The sequence below is a fragment of the Labrys sp. HAY1-8F genome (assembly GCF_056754975.1).
In genome coordinates this window covers 2,693,810-2,710,332 of record NZ_JBPGWZ010000002.1, presented here as the reverse complement: position 1 = coordinate 2,710,332, position 16,523 = coordinate 2,693,810, and the positions used below count along the sequence as shown (strand labels likewise).

At 65.7% G+C, this 16,523-nt stretch carries 18 protein-coding genes; 5 read left to right on the top strand and 13 right to left on the bottom strand.

What is annotated here, in order from left to right; genetic code table 11:
- Positions 1–145: 145 nt before the first annotated feature.
- Positions 146–610, top strand: coding sequence for a YbaK/EbsC family protein (locus tag ACR9ZN_RS21660; RefSeq protein WP_454816509.1), 465 nt, complete (start codon positions 146–148; stop codon positions 608–610).
- Positions 611–673: 63 nt separating this feature from the next.
- On the opposite strand, the gene ACR9ZN_RS21655 is transcribed toward ACR9ZN_RS21660, so the two are convergent.
- Positions 674–1,081 (bottom strand): DUF2000 family protein, encoded by a 408-nt coding sequence (locus tag ACR9ZN_RS21655; RefSeq protein WP_454816507.1) that lies wholly within the window; start codon positions 1,079–1,081, stop codon positions 674–676.
- 2 nt (positions 1,082–1,083) lie between these two features.
- Between ACR9ZN_RS21655 and ACR9ZN_RS21650 the strand changes: the two genes are divergently transcribed.
- Positions 1,084–2,010, top strand: coding sequence for a helix-turn-helix domain-containing protein (locus ACR9ZN_RS21650; RefSeq protein WP_454816505.1), 927 nt, complete (start codon positions 1,084–1,086; stop codon positions 2,008–2,010).
- 16 nt (positions 2,011–2,026) lie between these two features.
- Here the strand turns inward: ACR9ZN_RS21650 and ACR9ZN_RS21645 are convergent, their stop codons facing one another.
- From ACR9ZN_RS21645 to ACR9ZN_RS21605, 9 genes are all read right to left on the bottom strand, one after another.
- Positions 2,027–3,535, bottom strand: a complete 1,509-nt coding sequence (locus ACR9ZN_RS21645) for an amidohydrolase family protein (RefSeq protein ID WP_481273148.1) — start codon at positions 3,533–3,535, stop codon at positions 2,027–2,029.
- Positions 3,532–3,960 carry a VOC family protein gene (locus ACR9ZN_RS21640; RefSeq protein ID WP_434958496.1) on the bottom strand — a complete coding sequence of 143 codons (429 nt, stop codon included), beginning with the start codon at positions 3,958–3,960 and terminating at the stop codon, positions 3,532–3,534. The genes ACR9ZN_RS21645 and ACR9ZN_RS21640 overlap by 4 nt, the downstream gene beginning before the upstream one ends.
- 2 nt (positions 3,961–3,962) lie before the next feature.
- Positions 3,963–4,856 (bottom strand): ABC transporter permease, encoded by an 894-nt coding sequence (locus ACR9ZN_RS21635; protein ID WP_434958495.1) that lies wholly within the window; start codon positions 4,854–4,856, stop codon positions 3,963–3,965.
- A complete protein-coding gene (locus ACR9ZN_RS21630; RefSeq protein ID WP_454816498.1) occupies positions 4,853–5,902 on the bottom strand; it encodes an ABC transporter permease in 1,050 nt (349 codons plus the stop codon). Before ACR9ZN_RS21630 ends, ACR9ZN_RS21635 begins: the two co-directional genes overlap by 4 nt.
- On the bottom strand, positions 5,899–7,464 hold the full coding sequence (locus ACR9ZN_RS21625; protein ID WP_481273147.1) for an ABC transporter ATP-binding protein: 1,566 nt from the start codon (positions 7,462–7,464) through the stop codon (positions 5,899–5,901). Before ACR9ZN_RS21625 ends, ACR9ZN_RS21630 begins: the two co-directional genes overlap by 4 nt.
- A 115-nt stretch (positions 7,465–7,579) precedes the next feature.
- A complete protein-coding gene (locus tag ACR9ZN_RS21620; protein WP_481273146.1) occupies positions 7,580–8,632 on the bottom strand; it encodes a BMP family ABC transporter substrate-binding protein in 1,053 nt (350 codons plus the stop codon).
- Between the two features lie 74 nt (positions 8,633–8,706).
- The gene (locus tag ACR9ZN_RS21615) at positions 8,707–9,036 is read right to left on the bottom strand and encodes an NIPSNAP family protein (protein ID WP_311937788.1); all 330 of its coding nucleotides are present in this window, start codon (positions 9,034–9,036) and stop codon (positions 8,707–8,709) included.
- A gap of 16 nt (positions 9,037–9,052) precedes the next feature.
- Complete coding sequence (locus ACR9ZN_RS21610) at positions 9,053–10,681, bottom strand: GMC family oxidoreductase (protein WP_481273145.1); 1,629 nt, start codon at positions 10,679–10,681, stop codon at positions 9,053–9,055.
- Positions 10,682–10,685: 4 nt separating this feature from the next.
- Positions 10,686–11,525: a uracil-DNA glycosylase family protein gene (locus tag ACR9ZN_RS21605; RefSeq protein ID WP_454816490.1), complete on the bottom strand. Its 840-nt coding sequence runs from the start codon at positions 11,523–11,525 to the stop codon at positions 10,686–10,688.
- 161 nt (positions 11,526–11,686) lie between these two features.
- Between ACR9ZN_RS21605 and ACR9ZN_RS21600 the strand changes: the two genes are divergently transcribed.
- Entirely contained in the window at positions 11,687–12,352 is a 666-nt protein-coding gene (locus ACR9ZN_RS21600) for a TetR family transcriptional regulator C-terminal domain-containing protein (protein ID WP_454816488.1), read from the top strand.
- A gap of 86 nt (positions 12,353–12,438) precedes the next feature.
- Here ACR9ZN_RS21600 and ACR9ZN_RS21595 read toward each other — a convergent pair whose 3' ends face one another.
- Entirely contained in the window at positions 12,439–12,720 is a 282-nt protein-coding gene (locus tag ACR9ZN_RS21595; RefSeq protein WP_068297566.1) for an HU family DNA-binding protein, read from the bottom strand.
- A 432-nt stretch (positions 12,721–13,152) separates the two neighbouring features.
- On the opposite strand from ACR9ZN_RS21595, the gene ACR9ZN_RS21590 reads away from it, so the two are divergent.
- Positions 13,153–13,701: a methylated-DNA--[protein]-cysteine S-methyltransferase gene (locus tag ACR9ZN_RS21590; RefSeq protein ID WP_481273144.1), complete on the top strand. Its 549-nt coding sequence runs from the start codon at positions 13,153–13,155 to the stop codon at positions 13,699–13,701.
- A 63-nt stretch (positions 13,702–13,764) separates the two neighbouring features.
- On the opposite strand, the gene ACR9ZN_RS21585 is transcribed toward ACR9ZN_RS21590, so the two are convergent.
- Positions 13,765–14,316 (bottom strand): TetR/AcrR family transcriptional regulator, encoded by a 552-nt coding sequence (locus ACR9ZN_RS21585; protein WP_454816484.1) that lies wholly within the window; start codon positions 14,314–14,316, stop codon positions 13,765–13,767.
- A 94-nt stretch (positions 14,317–14,410) separates the two neighbouring features.
- Here ACR9ZN_RS21585 and ACR9ZN_RS21580 point away from each other — a divergent pair, with 94 nt between their 5' ends.
- Entirely contained in the window at positions 14,411–15,199 is a 789-nt protein-coding gene (locus tag ACR9ZN_RS21580; protein WP_441771051.1) for an SDR family NAD(P)-dependent oxidoreductase, read from the top strand.
- A gap of 11 nt (positions 15,200–15,210) precedes the next feature.
- On the opposite strand, the gene ACR9ZN_RS21575 is transcribed toward ACR9ZN_RS21580, so the two are convergent.
- Complete coding sequence (locus ACR9ZN_RS21575; RefSeq protein ID WP_434958485.1) at positions 15,211–16,431, bottom strand: enolase C-terminal domain-like protein; 1,221 nt, start codon at positions 16,429–16,431, stop codon at positions 15,211–15,213.
- Between the last annotated feature and the right edge of the window lie 92 nt (positions 16,432–16,523).

The window sequence follows — 16,523 nt, the reverse complement described above, 5'->3', positions numbered from 1 at the left end:
CACGCGTCTCGCCTGCCTCTGTCTTTCCTAAGCGCGGCGCTTCCAAAAGCAGGCGAGACGCCTGCGATCCCAGGACAACCATGCTTCGCTTGGCACCCTCGCCGGCCTGCCCTAACCTTCCCGGCTTTCGGATGAGGACGATTTCATGACGCAAGCCATTGACCGGGTCCGCCAGGCCCTGCTGCAGGCCGGGCATCCCGACACTATCGCGATGTTCGCCGAGGGCACCCATACCGCGGCGGAGGCTGCCGCTTCCGTGGGCTGCAGCGTGGCGCAGATTGCCAAGTCGATCATCTTCCGCTCGGGCGAGATGCCGATCCTGGTGGTCGCGTCAGGCATCAACCGCATCGACCGCGCCAAGGTCGGCGCCGCCCTCGGCCGCAAGGTCGAGCGGGCCGATCCGGCCTGGGTCGAAGCCACCACCGGCTTTGCGGTGGGCGGCGTGGCGCCGGTCGGGCATCTCGCGCCGGCCCTCATTTTGATCGACGAGGACCTGCTTGCCCTCGATCCTGTCTGGGCAGCGGCGGGGTCGCCGACCCATGCCTTCCGCACCACGCCGGCCGACCTCGTGCGGGTGACCGGCGGTTCGGTGGCGAATGTGAAGGCTTGAACGTTTCCTGCCTCGTCGGGCTCGGCCTATCGATCCCGACCTATCGATCCCGACCTGCCAGTCTCAGGGGTGCATTTTCGCGCCCTTGACGATCTTGTCGACGACCTTCTTGTCCGCCCGGAGCGCGATCCCGACCACCTTGGCATCGTCGACGGCGTAATCGGCGAAGACGGCGCGATTGGCGGCATCGTGACCAGTCTTGAACATCTCCTCGATATAGAGCGAGGTCTTGATGCCCCGGTCGAGCGAGCGGCGGTGGATTGCGCTCATCGTTTCCGCATCGGCCGCCAGTACGATCGCCGGCTGTACCGACAGGGCATTGTAGAAGCGCCCGGCGCGATCACGATAGGGCTCGCCGATCATGTCGGGTGTCTGGGCGATGATGCCGCTGGTGAGGAAGGCAGTGACGTTGAGTGCCTGCCAGGAGGCAAGATCGTCTCGCAACACGATGGCAAACTTGGTATCGAACATGAATGACGACTTTCGAGTCAGAATCTCCGGAGGCCGAGCCCCTAGCCGGAACCACGCCGTCAGCCCTAGGGCAGCAGGCCTTCCAGGGTCTTGAACGTTCGTGCGGCGACAGCGTCCGCACCGCGCCGCCGCTGCCCGGTATCGAGCGCATGGAAGCCTGGTTCCACGGCAATGCCTTCGAGCTGCATCGCCACGATACCTATGCCGTCGGCGTCACCCTCGACGGCGTCCAGAGCTTCCGTTACCGCGGCGTATCGCGCGCCAGCCTGCCGGGACAGGTCCTGGTGCTGCATCCCGATGAGCTGCATGATGGCGGCGCCGGCACCGAAGAGGGATTGCATTACCGCATCCTTTATCTGGAACCCTCGCTCCTGATGCGGGGGCTCGGCGACGGCGCGGTGTCGCTACCCTTCCTGCGCCAGCCGGTGTTCAGCGATCCGGCGCTGCGCGAGGATATTCTCGGCTTGCTCGGCCCGCTCGACCGCGGGCTGGAACAGCTTGCCGCTGACGATCTCATTGCCCGCCTGGCACAGGGGCTGGCGCGCCACGCCGGCCAACCGCTCAAGCCTCTCGGCAGCCTGGCCTGGCGGCAGGTCGACCGGGTGCGCGACTATCTCGAGGCCCATGCCCTCCAGGCCGTGCGGTCGGAGGAACTGGAGGAGATCGCGGGGCTCGATCGCTACGCCCTGTCACGGCATTTCCGGGCGGCTTTCGCCACCAGTCCGCACCGCTTCCTGCTGATGCGGCGCCTGGGGCAGGCCCGCGCCTTGATAGCGGCCGGCGAAACCCTCGCCGAGGTCGCCGCCGCCACCGGTTTTGCCGATCAGAGCCACCTCACCCGCCATTTCAAGAAGGCCTATGGGGTGACGCCGGGGCGCTGGGCCGGCCTGGTCGAGACGGGGCGGCGGTCAGGCCCGGCCGCCGCATAGAGCATTTTTCCGCTGGTCAGCCGCGAGAACCGGCATATCTGTCCATGCCGACATCCAGGGCCGTGGCGCGCTGATGCATCTGCTCGAAATAGGGATGGAAGATGGCGTTGCGGGCTTCGATCTCGGCATGACCAGCCAGGAAAGCCGGCATGGCCTCGCGGATCTCGGCCAGGACGGCTTCCTCGTCGATACGGGTCAACAGGCCCTGTTCCACCACGATCTCGCCCTCGACCATCACGCGTTCGATCGAAGCGCCGTTCTCGGCATAGACGAGCTGCCTGACGATGTCGTTGAGCGGCGTGAAGGCGAGGCTGTCGAGCCGAAGCATGATCAGGTCGGCGCGCTTGCCGACTTCGAGGGAGCCGGTGAGCTCTCCCAGAAGGGCCGTACGCGCGCCGCCCAGCGTGGCGGCGTTGAGGATTTCCCGGGCGGAGACCCAGCGTTCATGATCGGGGCCGGTGGCACTTTGTACCAGGGCCGCCGTACGCATGACGTCGAAGATGCGCGCGCTGTCGTTCGATGAGACGCCGTCCGTGCCAAGGCCGATGGTGACGCCGGCATCGATGAGGCGGCGGAGCGGCGCGATGCCGGCACCGAGCTTCAGATTGGAGACGGCATTGTGAGCCACCGAGCAGCCCGCCGCGCCCATCAGGGCGATATCGTTCTCGTCGACCCAGACCGAATGGGCAATGGTGATGCCGGAATGGAGCAGGCCGAGATCGTGCAGGTAGCGGATCAGGCTCTTGCCATGCAGGAGTTCGCCGGTCACCGCCTGGGTCTTGGTTTCCAGGATGTGGGTATGGAAGGGCACGCGCCATTGCTGGGCCAGCTCGTTACAGGCCAGCATCAGCTCGGGCGTGCAGCGCTGGGGCGCGGAGGGAGCGATCATGAAGCGCAGCCGTCCGGCCCTGTCCTGGAAGGCCGCCAGGGCGGAGCGGCAATAGTCGACATAGGCGGCAGCGGTGATCGGCGGGCCGAAATCGAGTTTCGCCTGCAGGTCGGCCGGCATGGTCTGCCGGCCATAGGCGACGGCATCCAGCGGATGGATGTTCATCACCGCGCTGGAGACATTGGCGCGGATGCCGGCATCCTCATAGGCACGGAACACGGTGCCGAGCCGGTCGAGATCGTGACGGGGCGGGTCGAAGAAATCGTCGCACAGCAGGGTGACGCCGCCCTTCAGCGATTCCATCGCGAGCAGCAGCGTGCGCAGATAGAGCAGGCGCGGCGGCAGCAGCGGGCCCATCAGCAGCGGATAGGCATAGAGCAGCCATAATTCCAGCGGCAGGCACTCATAGCGCCCCCGGAAAAAGGTTTCGCCGGAATGGGTGTGGGCGTTGACGAGGCCCGGCATCACCAGCCGGCCGCGCCCGTCGATCAGCCTCGCGCCGGGGTGGTCGCCGAGATCAGGGCCGATGGCGGCGATGCAATTGCCCTCGACCAGGATATCGCCCCCGAAGGGCGTGCTGCCATGCTCGCCGCCCATGGCAAGGATGGTGGCGTTGCGGATCAGGATTCTGCTCATGCCAGTTTCCCTGGCGCACCGCCGTCGAGCCAGGCATAGAGCTCCCAGACCTCTCCATCCGGGCCGGCGAAATAGCAGCAGCGCGCATTCCAGGCATAATCGGCTGGGGGTCTTTCGAAGGCCACGCCCTTGGCGGCGAGCTCGGCGTGGCAGGCATCCAGTTCGGCCGGCGAGGACATCAGCACGGCGATCAGCACATTGTGATGGCCCGAACCGCGCTCGGCCGACAGGCCGGCATGATGGCTGATATGGCCGATGTCCCATAGGGCCAGTGTCAGCCCGGCGCCGTTGAAATCGGCGAAACCGGGAGCGCGGTGCTTCAGGGTGAAGCCGAGCCTGTCGGTGTAGAAGGCGATCGAGCGTTCGATGTCCGCGGTGAGGATGCAGACATCGCTGATCGCGTGGCGTTGGGCAAAGGCCGTCATTGTCAGTAATCCCGTAATTCGCCGCCGGTCGCGGCTGCCTTGACGCCGCCGCGCAGCTGCCCGCTGATCCACACGCCCAGCACGGTGGCCAGATAGGGCAGTGCGAGCAGGAGATCGCGCGGCACCTTGTCGCCGAAGACGAGCTGGGCCCGGATGCCGAGGGCATCGACGACGGAAAAGAACAGCGCGGCCAGGGCCGAGCCGATGGGATGTCCGCCGCCGAAGATCACCGAGGCAAAGCCCATGAAGCCGCGGCCGGCCGTCATGTTGATGCTGAAGAGCTGGAGCGTGCCGAGCGCCAGTTCGGCACCACCGAGGGCGCAGAGCACGCCGCCGCCCATCAGGGCGATCAGGCGCATGCGGGCCGGCGCCACGCCCACGCTGCGGGCGGCGAAGGGATGTTCGCCGCAGGCCGTCAATTGCAGGCCGAAGCGGGTGCGCCGCACGATGACCCAGAGCGCCAGCACCACGAAGGGCATGGCGATCACCAGCACGGAGAGCACCCCGAAGGGGCCGAAGGCCTCGCCGAGCCGGGGCAGTCCCCGGCCGGCCATCACCGAGGCCTGGCTGCCATAGATGGCCTGGACGGCGAGATCCGTGCCGCCGAGCCCGAGGCCGGTGAGGCCGAGGCCGGCGATGATGGGATGGGCGCGCAGCTTCTCGACCACGAACCACAGCAGCATCGAGCCGAGCACGCAGACCACGATCGCAAGGCCGAGGCCGAAGGCGACCGAGCCGGATTTGGCGGTGCCGACGGCAGCGGCGCAGGCGCCCGCGATCATCAGCCCTTCCAGGCCGAGATTCCAGATGCCGGCCCGCTGGGCCAGCATGCCTGCCATGGCCACATAGATCAGCGGTGTGCCCGAGCGCAGGATGGCAATGAGGATGTCGCTCATGGCTGGGTCCTCCGCGCCGGCAGGCGCCGCTTGATGAAGCCGGGTAGCAGCCAGGTACGCGCCGTGATGAACAGGGCGATGGCGGCGTTGATCACGTCGATGGCGGCGGCCGGCAGGCCGGCGATCACCGGCAGATAGAGGCTGGCGGCGGCAAGGCCGCCGAAGAATAGCGAGACGATGGCCGCGCCGGCCACGGAGAGCCCCGCGACGAGGGCGATCAGGATCGCGGTGAAGCCATGGCCGGGCAGGAAGCCGCTGACCAGGCGGCCATTGGGACCGAGCAGCTCGATCGAGCCGGCGAGGCCTGCCAGCGCGCCGCTGATCAGGAAGGCCGACAGCCCAAGGCGGGAGAGCCGGGCGCCCTGCCACGCGATCATCACCGCATTGCGGCCGGCGAGGCTGGAGAGCACGCCATAAGCGGTGCGGTTCACCAGGAGCCAGACCAGCACCAGAACCAGCACGGACAGCGCGATCATGGTGGGCGAGACGCCGACCGAGGTGGCGATGCGGTAGGCGGAGGCGACGGGCCGGCTTGCCGTGACCTGTCCGGTGCCGGAGGGATCCTTCAGCGGGCCGGAGGTGACATAGACTAGGAGCAGGCCGGCCATGAAATTGCCCATCAGCGTGGTGATCACCTCATCGGTGCCGTAGCGCAGCCTGAGGAAGCCGGGCCAGGCCGCCCACAGGGCGCCCGCCAGCATGCCGGCCAGCATGGCCGATGGCACCACCACCAATGCGGGTGCCCCGTTGAGCAATTCGACGGCGGTCGCAGCTCCGATGGCGCCGAGGTAGAACTGGCCCTGCGCGCCGACGTTGAAATAGCCGCAGCGAAAGCAGACCAGCACGCCGGCGGCGGTGATCACCAGCGGCAGGGCCCAGCGCAGACTCTTCATCAGCGCATTGGGTGAGGTGAAGGCGCCGTCGGCGATGCTGCGGAACATCTCCGGAGCCGAGTAGCCGGCAAATTCGAACACGATGCCGCACAAGCCCAGTGCCAAAGCGACGAAACTGACGGCGCGCAGGATGGAAAGGAGGCGGGCGGTCATGCGGCTTCCTCCAGGCCGACGTCGCCGACCATGGCCTGTCCCACCGCCGCTATCTCGAAGGGGGCGGTGAACTCGGCGACGATGCGGCCGGAGAACATCACGACCACCCGGTCGGCGATGTCGAAGAGCTCGTCGAGATCCGAAGAGATCAGCAGCACGCCGCAGCCCTGGTCACGGCAGGCTCTCAGAGCGCGCCAGACGAAGGCGGTAGCGCCGATGTCGAGGCCACGGGTGGGCTGGGCCGCGATCACCAGCCGCGCCGTCTCGTCGATCTCGCGGGCGAGGATGACCTTCTGGGCATTGCCTCCCGAGAGCGAGCCGGCCGGTTGGGTCGTGGTGGAGAAACGGACGTCCCACCCGTGCAGGCTGGCCTGGCAGGCCTTCCTCAGCCGCGCGGGAGCAATGAAGGAAAGGATGCGTCCCAGCAGCAGGTTGCGGGCCGCCCAGTTCTCCCAGAGCGAGCTGGTCAGGCTCAGCCCCTCGCTGTTGCGGTCGAAGGGAATGATGCGCAGGCCGGCGGCGCGGCGCTCGAGCACGGGGCGCCTGGTGACATCTAGCCCATCGAGCGCAATGGTACCACGCTCCAGGCCGACAAGCCCGGCGAGGGCACGGACCAGGGTTTGCTGGCCGTTGCCCTCGACACCGGCAATGCCGACGATCTCGCTGGCGCGGATGGTGAGATCGGCCCGCTCGAGCGGGCGCCCTTCACCATCTGGGCGGGTGGTGACGGCCTTCATCTCGAGGATGGGGGCGCCGGTGGATGGCATCACGGCGTGGGCGGGAGGCGCGCTGACGCCCTCGCCGACCAGAGCGGCCTTGTCCGCCTTGTCGAGGCCGGCGGCGGTACCGATGATCGAGTTGGCGAGGCGGGTGGCATCGATCTCGCTCACGGGCACGCAGGCCTCGATCAGGCGCCCGCCGCGCAGGACGCTGACCGTCTCGGCGATACCGAGCACCTCGCGGATCTTGTGCAGGATGAGGATGATGGTGACGCCGCGCTCGCGCAGGCCACGCAGCCGTTCGAACAGGGTCTCGATACCCGAGGGCGAGAGCACGGCGGTCGGCTCGTCCAGGATGAGGATACGGGCATCGGTTACCAAAGCGCGGGCGATCTCGACCGCCTGGCGGGTCTCCACCGGCAGGTCGCGGATGCGGGCGCGTGGCTCGACCTTCACACCGAGGCCTTCGAGATGGGCGGCCCAGCGGGCGCGCAGAGCCTTGGCGGAGAACAACGCCCCCCGCCCTTGCGCGCCGAATTCCATGGCCTCGGCGACGGTGAAGGAGGGCGGCAGGGCGAAGCTTTGGTGCACGAGCTCGACCCCGGCGGCACGGGCGGCATTGACCTTGCCGAGCGGTACGGGTTGTCCCCCGATCAGCAATTGCCCGGAGGAAGGCCTGACGATGCCGGCGCAGACCCGGGCAAAGGTCGTCTTGCCGGCGCCGTTCTGCCCGACGACGGCATGGATGCGGCCGGCCTCGAAGCCCAGGCTCACCTGCCTGAGCGCTGCAACCTCGCCGAAGAGGACACTGACATCGCCGCATTCGAGGGCGTGCTGGGGCATGGTGGTCTTCCCGGATACGCGGGCCATCGGGCCGCAACCTGTCGGATGGAGCACTGCGCCTCGTCACCGCCAGAGGCAAGCCGGCGCGCGACGAGGAGGAGGAGGCAGGGGGGCTCTAGAGCGCGGTGTTGAGCGGCACCTTGAGCGTTCCGGCGATGATCTCCTTCTTTGCCTTCTCGATGTCGGGCCAGATCTCCTTGGCCTTGGCAACGAGATCGGCCGGGCCTTCCTTGAGGAAGGTGTCGGAGAGCTCGAAGTCGATCACGCCGGTATCGATGCCGGTGGCGACGTGATGTCCCTTCCAGCCCTCGGTCAGCGCCTTGCTGACTTCCTGATAGAGCGACAGGCCGAAATCGAGCTTGACGATGGCGGCCACCGCCTTGGGGCCGAGCTTGTATTGCTCCCGGGAGATGGCGCTGACCAGGCGGCCGGGCGCTTCGGTGGCGGCCTGGATGATGCCGGTATCCGTGGCGGCTGAGTCGGTCTGGATATAGTCGACGCCGGACTGGAACAACTGATTGGCGATCTCATGACCTTTGGCGGGATCCTGGAACGAGCCGGCGAAGGCCCCGGTGAACTTGATGTTGGGGCCGATCACAGCGGCCGCGGCCTTGAGGGCGTTGAGATCGGCGATCTGGCCGGGAATGCTGGCGCCGCCGATATAGCCGATCGCGCCGGTCTTGGAGATGCGGCTGCCGAACAGGCCCGAGAGATAGCAGCCCAGATAATAGTCATAGGCCACCGTCACCACATTCGGGATCGCGGGCTCGAATGGGTCGGCGTAGAGCTGCACGAATTTGGTGTTGGGATATTCGGGCGCCACGGCTTTGAAGGGTTCGGCGACCTCGTTGAAGGTCGAGACGACCACGCTGGCGCCGGCATCGCCGAGGCTGCGGAAGATCGATTCATAGGTCGCGGCGTCCTGCGCATAGATGATGCGGGTGGCAAAGCCCTTTTCGCCGGCCAGTTTCTTCAGCGACGCGATCATGCCGTCGACCGGGCCGTTGTCGCCCGCCGCCTGGGTATGGACCAGTGCCACCAGGCCTTCGGCGGCCCGGGCTTGGTTCGACAGCAGGCCGAAGGCCGCCACGCCTGCGGTGCCGATGAGGAATTGGCGGCGTGATGCCGAATACCGGAACGGGCCTGAAACGGAGGGAGTCTTCGTCATCTGTCAGTTCCCTTTTTTGGTTTGGATGGTGTTGATTTTTGTTGTTCTCCGGGGAGCTTCAGCGCCCCGGGCCGTCAGGCCGCCGGCAAGGGCGGGCAGATCGAGGTCGGCTTGAGCATCTTGACCTCCTGCGAGATCATGGCGTCCAGGCCCCAGACCTCGCCGATGAACTTGGTCCACGCCGGATCCGCGGCCATGGCGGCGCGTCGTGTCTCGCGATCGCCCAGGCCCTGATAGGCCCACATCATCACGATCTGGTGCAGCGGGCCGATCTCGCTGACCCATAGGCCCATGAAGGTGCCCAGATGCTTCTTCTGGATCGGCAGGCCTTCGGTCTCGTATTTCTTCAGCCAGCGGTCGAGCTGGCCCGGCTTGAAGCTGTAGGTGCGCTGTTCGATGATCATGGCCGCCGTGCCTCCGTCATGGTTTGGCGTCGAGGATGAAATCGGCAGCCCGTTCGCCGATCATGATGGTCGGCGCGTTGGTGTTGCCGCTGGAAATGATCGGCATGATCGAGGCGTCCGCGACCCTCAGGCCCTCGACGCCATGGACCCTGAGCTCGGCATCGACGACGGCGTCGGCATCATTGCCCATCTTGCAGGTGCCGACCGGATGGAGGGTGGTCAGGGCCGAAGCCCGCAGCCATTCCAGCAACGCGTCGTCGCTGAGCGCGCCGGGCCCGGGCGCCAGTTCCTTGCCGCGATAGGGATCGAAGGCCGGTTGGGCGATGACCTCACGCATCATGCGGATGGCGGTGATCATGGTCTTGCGGTCGAATTCGGTGGCGAGGTAATTGGCTCGGATGCGGGGCGGCGCCGCCGGATCGGCGGAGCGCAGCGTGATGGTGCCCCGGCTCTCCGGATTGACCGGGCCGACGCGGATTGTGAAGCCGTGATTGGCCTCCACTGCCTGCTTGCGGAAGGGATTGGGCCAATGGAGATTGGCGGTCTTCTCCAGCGCCGGCATGAAATGGGCCTGGATGTCGGGCGCCACCAGGTCTGGCCGCGACTTCATGAAGGCGCCGGCCTCATAGGGAAAGGTGGTGGTGATGCCGGTGCCCAGCACCATGCCCTGTGCGACCGAGGCGATCAGCTTGTCGGCGCGCAAATCGCCATAGAGCGTCACCGGCTGCTTGCATTCATAGCTCAGGCAGCAATCGACATGGTCCTGCAAGTTGCGGCCCACGCCCGGCAGATCATTAAGTACGGCGATGCCATGCTTAGCCAGCTCATCAGCTGGGCCGATGCCGGAAAGCATCAGCAATTGCGGTGAGTTGACTGCTCCGCCACACAAAATCACTTCCCGTCTGGCCCGCACGCTGCACGGCCGCCCGCCCTGCGTGAACAGGACGCCGGTAGCGCGCCCGTTCTCCACGAGGATGCGATGGCTGAGCGCGTTCACCTCTACCGTGAGATTGGGCCGGTCGAGCACCGGTCGCAGGAAGGCATGGGAAGTCGACCAGCGCTTGCCTTTGCGGATGGTGAAATCGTAGCGCCCGAAGCCTTCCTGTTCGGCCCCGTTGAAATCATCATTGCGGGGATAGCCCGCCTGCACGCCGGCCTCGATGAAGACATCGAACAACCCGTTGCGGCCGCGGGCACGGCAGACGGTGAGGGCGCCCTCGGTACCATGGAAGCTGCCATTGCGTTCGACATGGGTTTCGGAGCGACGAAAAGCGGGAAGAACCTCGTCATAAGACCAGCCCGGCAGGCCCATCTGCGCCCAGCGGTCATAGTCATGGGCGTTGCCACGCACATAGATCATGCCGTTGATGGTGGAGGTGCCGCCAAGCGCCTTGCCGCGCGGCCAATAGAGCGTGCGGTTGTTGAGATGGGGCTCGGGCTCGGTGCGGTAATTCCAGTTGTAGAGGCCGGAATTGAAGAGCTTGCCCATCAGCATGGGCAGGCGGAATAGGGGATTGCGGTCGCGCCCGCCCGCTTCGAGCAGCAGCACGCGATTGCCGGGATCCGCGGACAGGCGATTGGCGACGACGCAGCCTGCCGAACCGGCGCCGATGATCACATAGTCGTATTCGGCATCGTTACGCATGGCCTTACCAGTCGATCGGGGCAGCGCCGAGCGCCTTGAGACGCTCATTGCCGAGAATGAAGGGATTGGGCAGGCCGAGCACCGCGTCGCCCCGGGCCGGATGTTCGCGCAGGATGCAGTCGTCGCCCTCCATGATGCCGGCCGCCCGGAGGGTCTGCGCCGCCGCCTCGCCAAAGCCGAGGAAGATCACTTTCTGTCCGGAACCGGCGAGATGGCGCAGCACCGCCAGCATCAGCGGCCGCCACAGCGGTAGGTGGCCCCGGCTCTGATGCGGATCGATGGAGACCTGGAAGCGGCTGAGGGTTAGCGAGGCGTTGAGCAGCAGGGCACCGCTGGCCACCCAGCGATCGGCGACGGCATTGGCCGGCTCGAGTGCGACGGCGCCGGCCTCGATGGCGGAGCGCAGGCGCGGCCAATCGGCCATGCTGCCAGTCCAACTGGCCTCACCGGTGCGGGCGGCGACGATCATCTGCATCACCGTGCGGATGGAGACCGAGAACATCTTTTCCAGCTCGCGCCATTCGGCGACATTGCCGGCCTCGAAGGCGCGGCCGGTCGAAAAGTCGGGGCTCGGATAGGGATCCTGGCCGAGCACCACGCAGCGCACCTGTTGGGGGTCGAGACCGTCGAAGGCGCGCAGCATATGCGCGCCCTTGGGTTGCCCGGGAAAGAGGCGCCCCTTGCGTACGGGGAAGACCGGTTCCCACGGCTCCAGCGTCAGGCCGGCATCCATGTCGGCGAAGCCCAGTTCGACCGGGCCGAGGATGTCGCGCCAGGCGGGCGGCAGATCGGCCTGCCAGCCATCCAGCACGTCCCGCATGACTTCGCGCAATGATGTCGACATCGCCGCTGCATCCCCCTCGTTGCATGAAGGATAGCCAAAACCTGACCAAAACGTCAAGTTATGAGTTGAAAAAATCTGACGTTTCGGTCAGGTTTTGACATTGGGTTCCGATACCGGCATTTCCGGAGCACGGACGCATCTCGAGAGTGCGGGAGGACAAGGTGGCGACGACCAGCGCAAAGAAGGCGCGCAAGGATGGCTCGGACAACGAGGAACGCATCCGGGCCCGCAACGAGGCGGCGATCCTGGCCGCTGCTATCGACCTGTTCGCCCGCAAGGGTTTCGACGGGACGCGGATCGCCGAGGTCGCCGAACATTCGGGATTGCCCAAGGCGAACGTCTATTACTACTTCCCGGCCAAGGAGGATATTTACCGTGCCTTGATCGGCCGGCTGATCGCCAGCTGGGATACGGCGCTTGAGGAACTGCAGCCCGGGCGCGATCCGGCCGAAGCCATCATGGCCTATATCCGGGCCAAGCTCGATTATTCACGCCGCTTCGCCGCCCAGTCCAAGCTATTCGCCAACGAGATTCTCAGTGGTGCGAAATTTCTCGACAAGGCCGGCCGCAGCCACGTGCAGCAAGCGACCCGCGCCAAGGCGGCCGTGGTCGAAGGCTGGGTCGCTGCCGGCAGGATGGCGCCGATCGCCATTCCGCATTTCTTCATCATGCTGTGGAGCACGACACAATTCTACGCCGATTTCGAGGTGCTGGCCTGCGATGCCATGGAAGTCAGCCGGCTGACCAAGAAGGATTTCGAGGCGGCCGCGCTCGCCATCGGCGATATCGTTCTGCGCGGCTGCGGCCTTGCAATGCCACCTGCCTGAGATCGAAATAGTATGCGCAAAATAAAACGGGACGGTGTCTAGCTGACACCGTCCCGTGTTTGAAACGGGGCTTGCGGCCCGCGAAATCAGCCGTTCACGGCATCCTTGAGCGCCTTGGCAGGCTGGAAGACCACCTTCTTGGAAGCGGCGATCTTGATCGTGGCGCCGGTGGAAGGGTTGCGGCCTTCGCGTGCGGGCTTGGCCTGCACCTTGAACTTACCGAAGCCGTTCAGGGAGACTTCCTCACCCTTGACAGCCGCCTCGGTGATCCCTTTCAGAACGTCCTCGACAGCTGCCTTAGCGGCAGTCTTAGTCAGGCCATGAGCGGCGGCAATACGGTCGGCAAGATCGCTGGTGCTGACGGGCATGATGTTATCCTTTCGATGATTCGTCCGATGGCGTTATCGCATGACCGGTTCGATATCGCCATCGCATGTACACCGGAAACGCACGGAAATCCTGCTTTTTCAACGGATATGAACGGATTTTCTCGCGCCCAGCTCTTGTTTGGAGCGGTTTGAGTTTGCAAACGCCAGTTTGGCGATGCCGTTTGGTAAAGTAAGCACCCGGCCGGCGATGCGATGAAAATGCCTTGCGCTTTGACCGACCCCACCAGGGATTGCAAAGATGCCTTGGAGATCAGTGGGTTAGAATAAGGAAGCATTTTTGCCGGCCTACGCTTTGCTCCAGGGGACAGCACCGGGCTGGCGGACTATACTTGCCGACCATAGATATCGGGTGGAAGCGCGGGACTTTTTGCGGTGATATCGCGGCAAGTTCAATCACAGGGAGACGAAGCAATGACTTCCCCCCATTTTGCCTTGTTCGACACCGAAATCGGCACTTGCGCCCTCGCCTGGGGCGATAAGGGCCTGGTCAGTGTGCAACTGCCATCCCACAGTCCGACGGGCTTGCGGGCGCGCATGCTGCGCTCCCTGCCGGGTGCGATCGAGGCCGAACCGCCGGCGCTGGTTCGCCAGGCCATCGCGGCCATCCAAGCCCTGCTGGCGGGAGAGACAGCCGATCTCGGCTTCATCGAGCTCGACATGACGGTAGTGCCGGAATTCAATCGCCGGGTCTATGCCGTGGCGCGGGGCATCCCTCCCGGCTCCACCATGACCTATGGCGAGATCGCCAAGCAATTGGGCGATCCCCTGTTGGCGCGCGACGTCGGCCAGGCCATGGGGCAGAACCCCTTCACCATCGTGATGCCCTGTCACCGGGTGATGGCGGCCGATGGCAAGTTCGGCGGCTTCTCGGCCTATGGCGGCGTGGAGACCAAGCGCCGGCTGCTCGAGATCGAGGGTGCCCTGCCAAAGCCGGAACCCACCTTGTTCGGCTGGGCCTGAGCTAGGAGGGTTCGGACCGCATGGACGAGCGCCGGCGGCTTGGTGAGGGAAAGCCGGGCGTCGTTACGAACCGGCTACCTGTCGAAGCGTCGTCTCCAGGATCTCGTCGGAAAGGGCGGGATCGTCGGCGATGCGGGCCAGAACGACGGCGCCGACCATGGCGGCCCACCCGGCGATCGCCTCGCTACGCCGTTCTTGCGGCGTTTCGCCCGGGGCGGTCGCGCTGAAATCCTCGATCTGCTCACGCAAGGAACGGGTCAGCACGGCACGGATATCCTGCGATCCACGCACAGCTTCTGTGCCGAGCGCGGCAAAGGGGCAGCCCTCGGCACGCGCATCGCGATGCGTCCGGCTGAGATAGGTCGTAGCATAGTCGGCCATCGTCCGGCCCGGAGGCTTGGCCGCCTCCGGTTGAAACAGCACATGAGCGAGCGCCTGGGCGATCAGATCCTCCTTCGACTTGAAGTGACCATAAAAGCCGCCATGCGTCAGACCTGCGGCCGCCATGATTTGCGCAACGCTCACGCCGTCCAACCCCTTCTCCCGATAGAGGCGCGCAGCCGCATCCAGAATGCGGTGGCGATGCTCAGCGACCTGTTCGCGGCTGACTTTCATGACGGGCTCTCCTGTCTCGCTTGACTTTATACATGATGTCTATCATGAATGCATTATATATGATAATCATCATGAATAGGAACGGAGAGATGTCATGACCCAAACGCGACCCACGGTTCTCATCACCGGTGCCTCCACCGGCATCGGCGCAACCTATGCCGAACGCTTCGCCCGGCGCGGCCACGACCTCGTGCTGGTGGCGCGGGACGAGGCGCGATTGAACGCGCTTGCCGACCGCCTTCGCCAGGAGAACGGCGTGGCCGTCGACATCCTCAGGGCGGATCTGACGGCCGCCGAGGATCTGGCGCGCGTCGAGGCGCGGCTGCGCGAGGACGCCAAGATCGGCATCCTGATCAACAACGCCGGCGCGGCCGCCCATGGCGGGTTTGCCGACCAGGATCCGGATGCGCTGGAAAGGCTCATCCGTCTCAACGTGACGGCACTGACGCGGCTGGCCGGTGCGGTGACGCCCCGGTTCCTGGCGGCGGGAACGGGTGCCATCGTCAACATCGCCTCGGTGGTGGCGCTGGCGCCGGAATTCGGCCTGGGTGTCTACGCAGCGACCAAGGCTTTCGTGCTGACCTTGTCGCAGAGCCTGCAGGTGGAGCTCGGCCCGCGCGGCCTCTATGTCCAGGCCGTGCTGCCGGCTGCGACCCGCACCGAAATCTGGGAGCGCTCGGGCCGCGATGTGAACACGCTGGAAGGCGTGATGGACGTCGGCGAACTGGTCGACGCCGCGTTGGTCGGCTTCGACAGGCGGGAAAGCGTCACCATTCCGCCCTTGCCGGATGCGGGGCAGTGGGAGGCCTTCGATGCCGCCCGCCGCGCCATGCTGCCGAACTTCCGGCAGGAGCACGCAGCCGAGCGCTATCGGTCGGCCTGACCGGATTCCCTTTATTTTTGGGGAGTGGCGAAGCGCTGCTCGGGCAGGATCGAATACCAGCCCGGGCGGCCGGGGTCGCGGTCATAGGTATAGCCGCCGACCTCACGGTAGTACTCGGCATAGCGGGCGAGCTTGTCGCGATCGAGCTCGACGCCGAGGCCCGGTCCCTGCGGCAGGGCGATGGCCCCATCGACATAGCGCAGCGGCCCGCCGACGATGATGTCGTCGGTGAGATGATGGTAATGCGCATCGGCGGCGAAGGAGAGGTTCGGTAGCGCCGCGCCCAGATGCAGCATCGAGGCAAGCTGGATGCCGAGTTCGCCCGAGGAATGCACGGCGGCGCCGTACTGGAAGGTCTCCAGCACCGTGCCGGCCTTGTGCGCCTGGCGCAGGCCGCCCCAGAAGGTGGTGTCGAGCAGCACGACATCCACCGCTTCCAGGCGCAGATTGGCGGCGAGCTGCTCGAAATTCACCACCACCGTGTTGGTGGCGGTGGGGATGCGGACGAGGCCTCGCAACCGGCGCATGCCTTCGAGGCCCCAGGTCGGATCCTCGAAATAGTCGTTGTTGAGATGCTCGATCGCTCGCCCGACCCGGACCGCTTCCTCCACCGACCAGGCAGCATTGGGATCGAGGCGCAGCCGATCGTTCGGGAAGGCAGCGCCTAGGGCGCGGAAGGTTTCGATGTCGTGCTCCGGCGGGAAAAGACCGCCCTTCAACTTGTGGCTGGTGAAGCCATGCCGGGCCTTGAGTTCGCGGGCATGGGCGACGATCTCGTCCGGGCTGGTCTCGCCGCCTTGGCCGGTTTCTTCATGCGGATAGCGATAGAAAAGATAGCTGGCAAAAGGAATCGTCTCGCGTATGGCGCCGCCTATGAGGTCGCAGGCCCGGATGCCGAGTTTCTTGCCAGCGGCATCCATGCAGGCCATTTCGATGGCGGCGTGGAGTTGCATGCGGTTGTTGTAGAGCGAGGCGGTGGGATTCATGATCTTCCAGCGCAGCTGCTCGAGCTGCAGCGGATCATGGCCCTCGAGATAGGGCAGGAGGGCGCGCACCGCTGCCTCGGCCGACTCGCCGCCGCCGCCCATCTCGCCGAGCCCGATAATGCCTTCGTCGGTGATCACTTCCACGATGGTGCGGATGAAGCGCCCCCAATGCGCGCCCGCGGCATGGCGCAGCGGCGCTTCGAGCGGCACGGCGACGGTGGTGGCCTTGAGGTCGACGATCTTCATCGCACTATCCGGTTGCAGGAAGAGAAAAGGGAGAAATGACGCATCAGCTCGCGGTTCCCAGAAGCAAAGCGCGTTTTAGCGAAAACGCACTT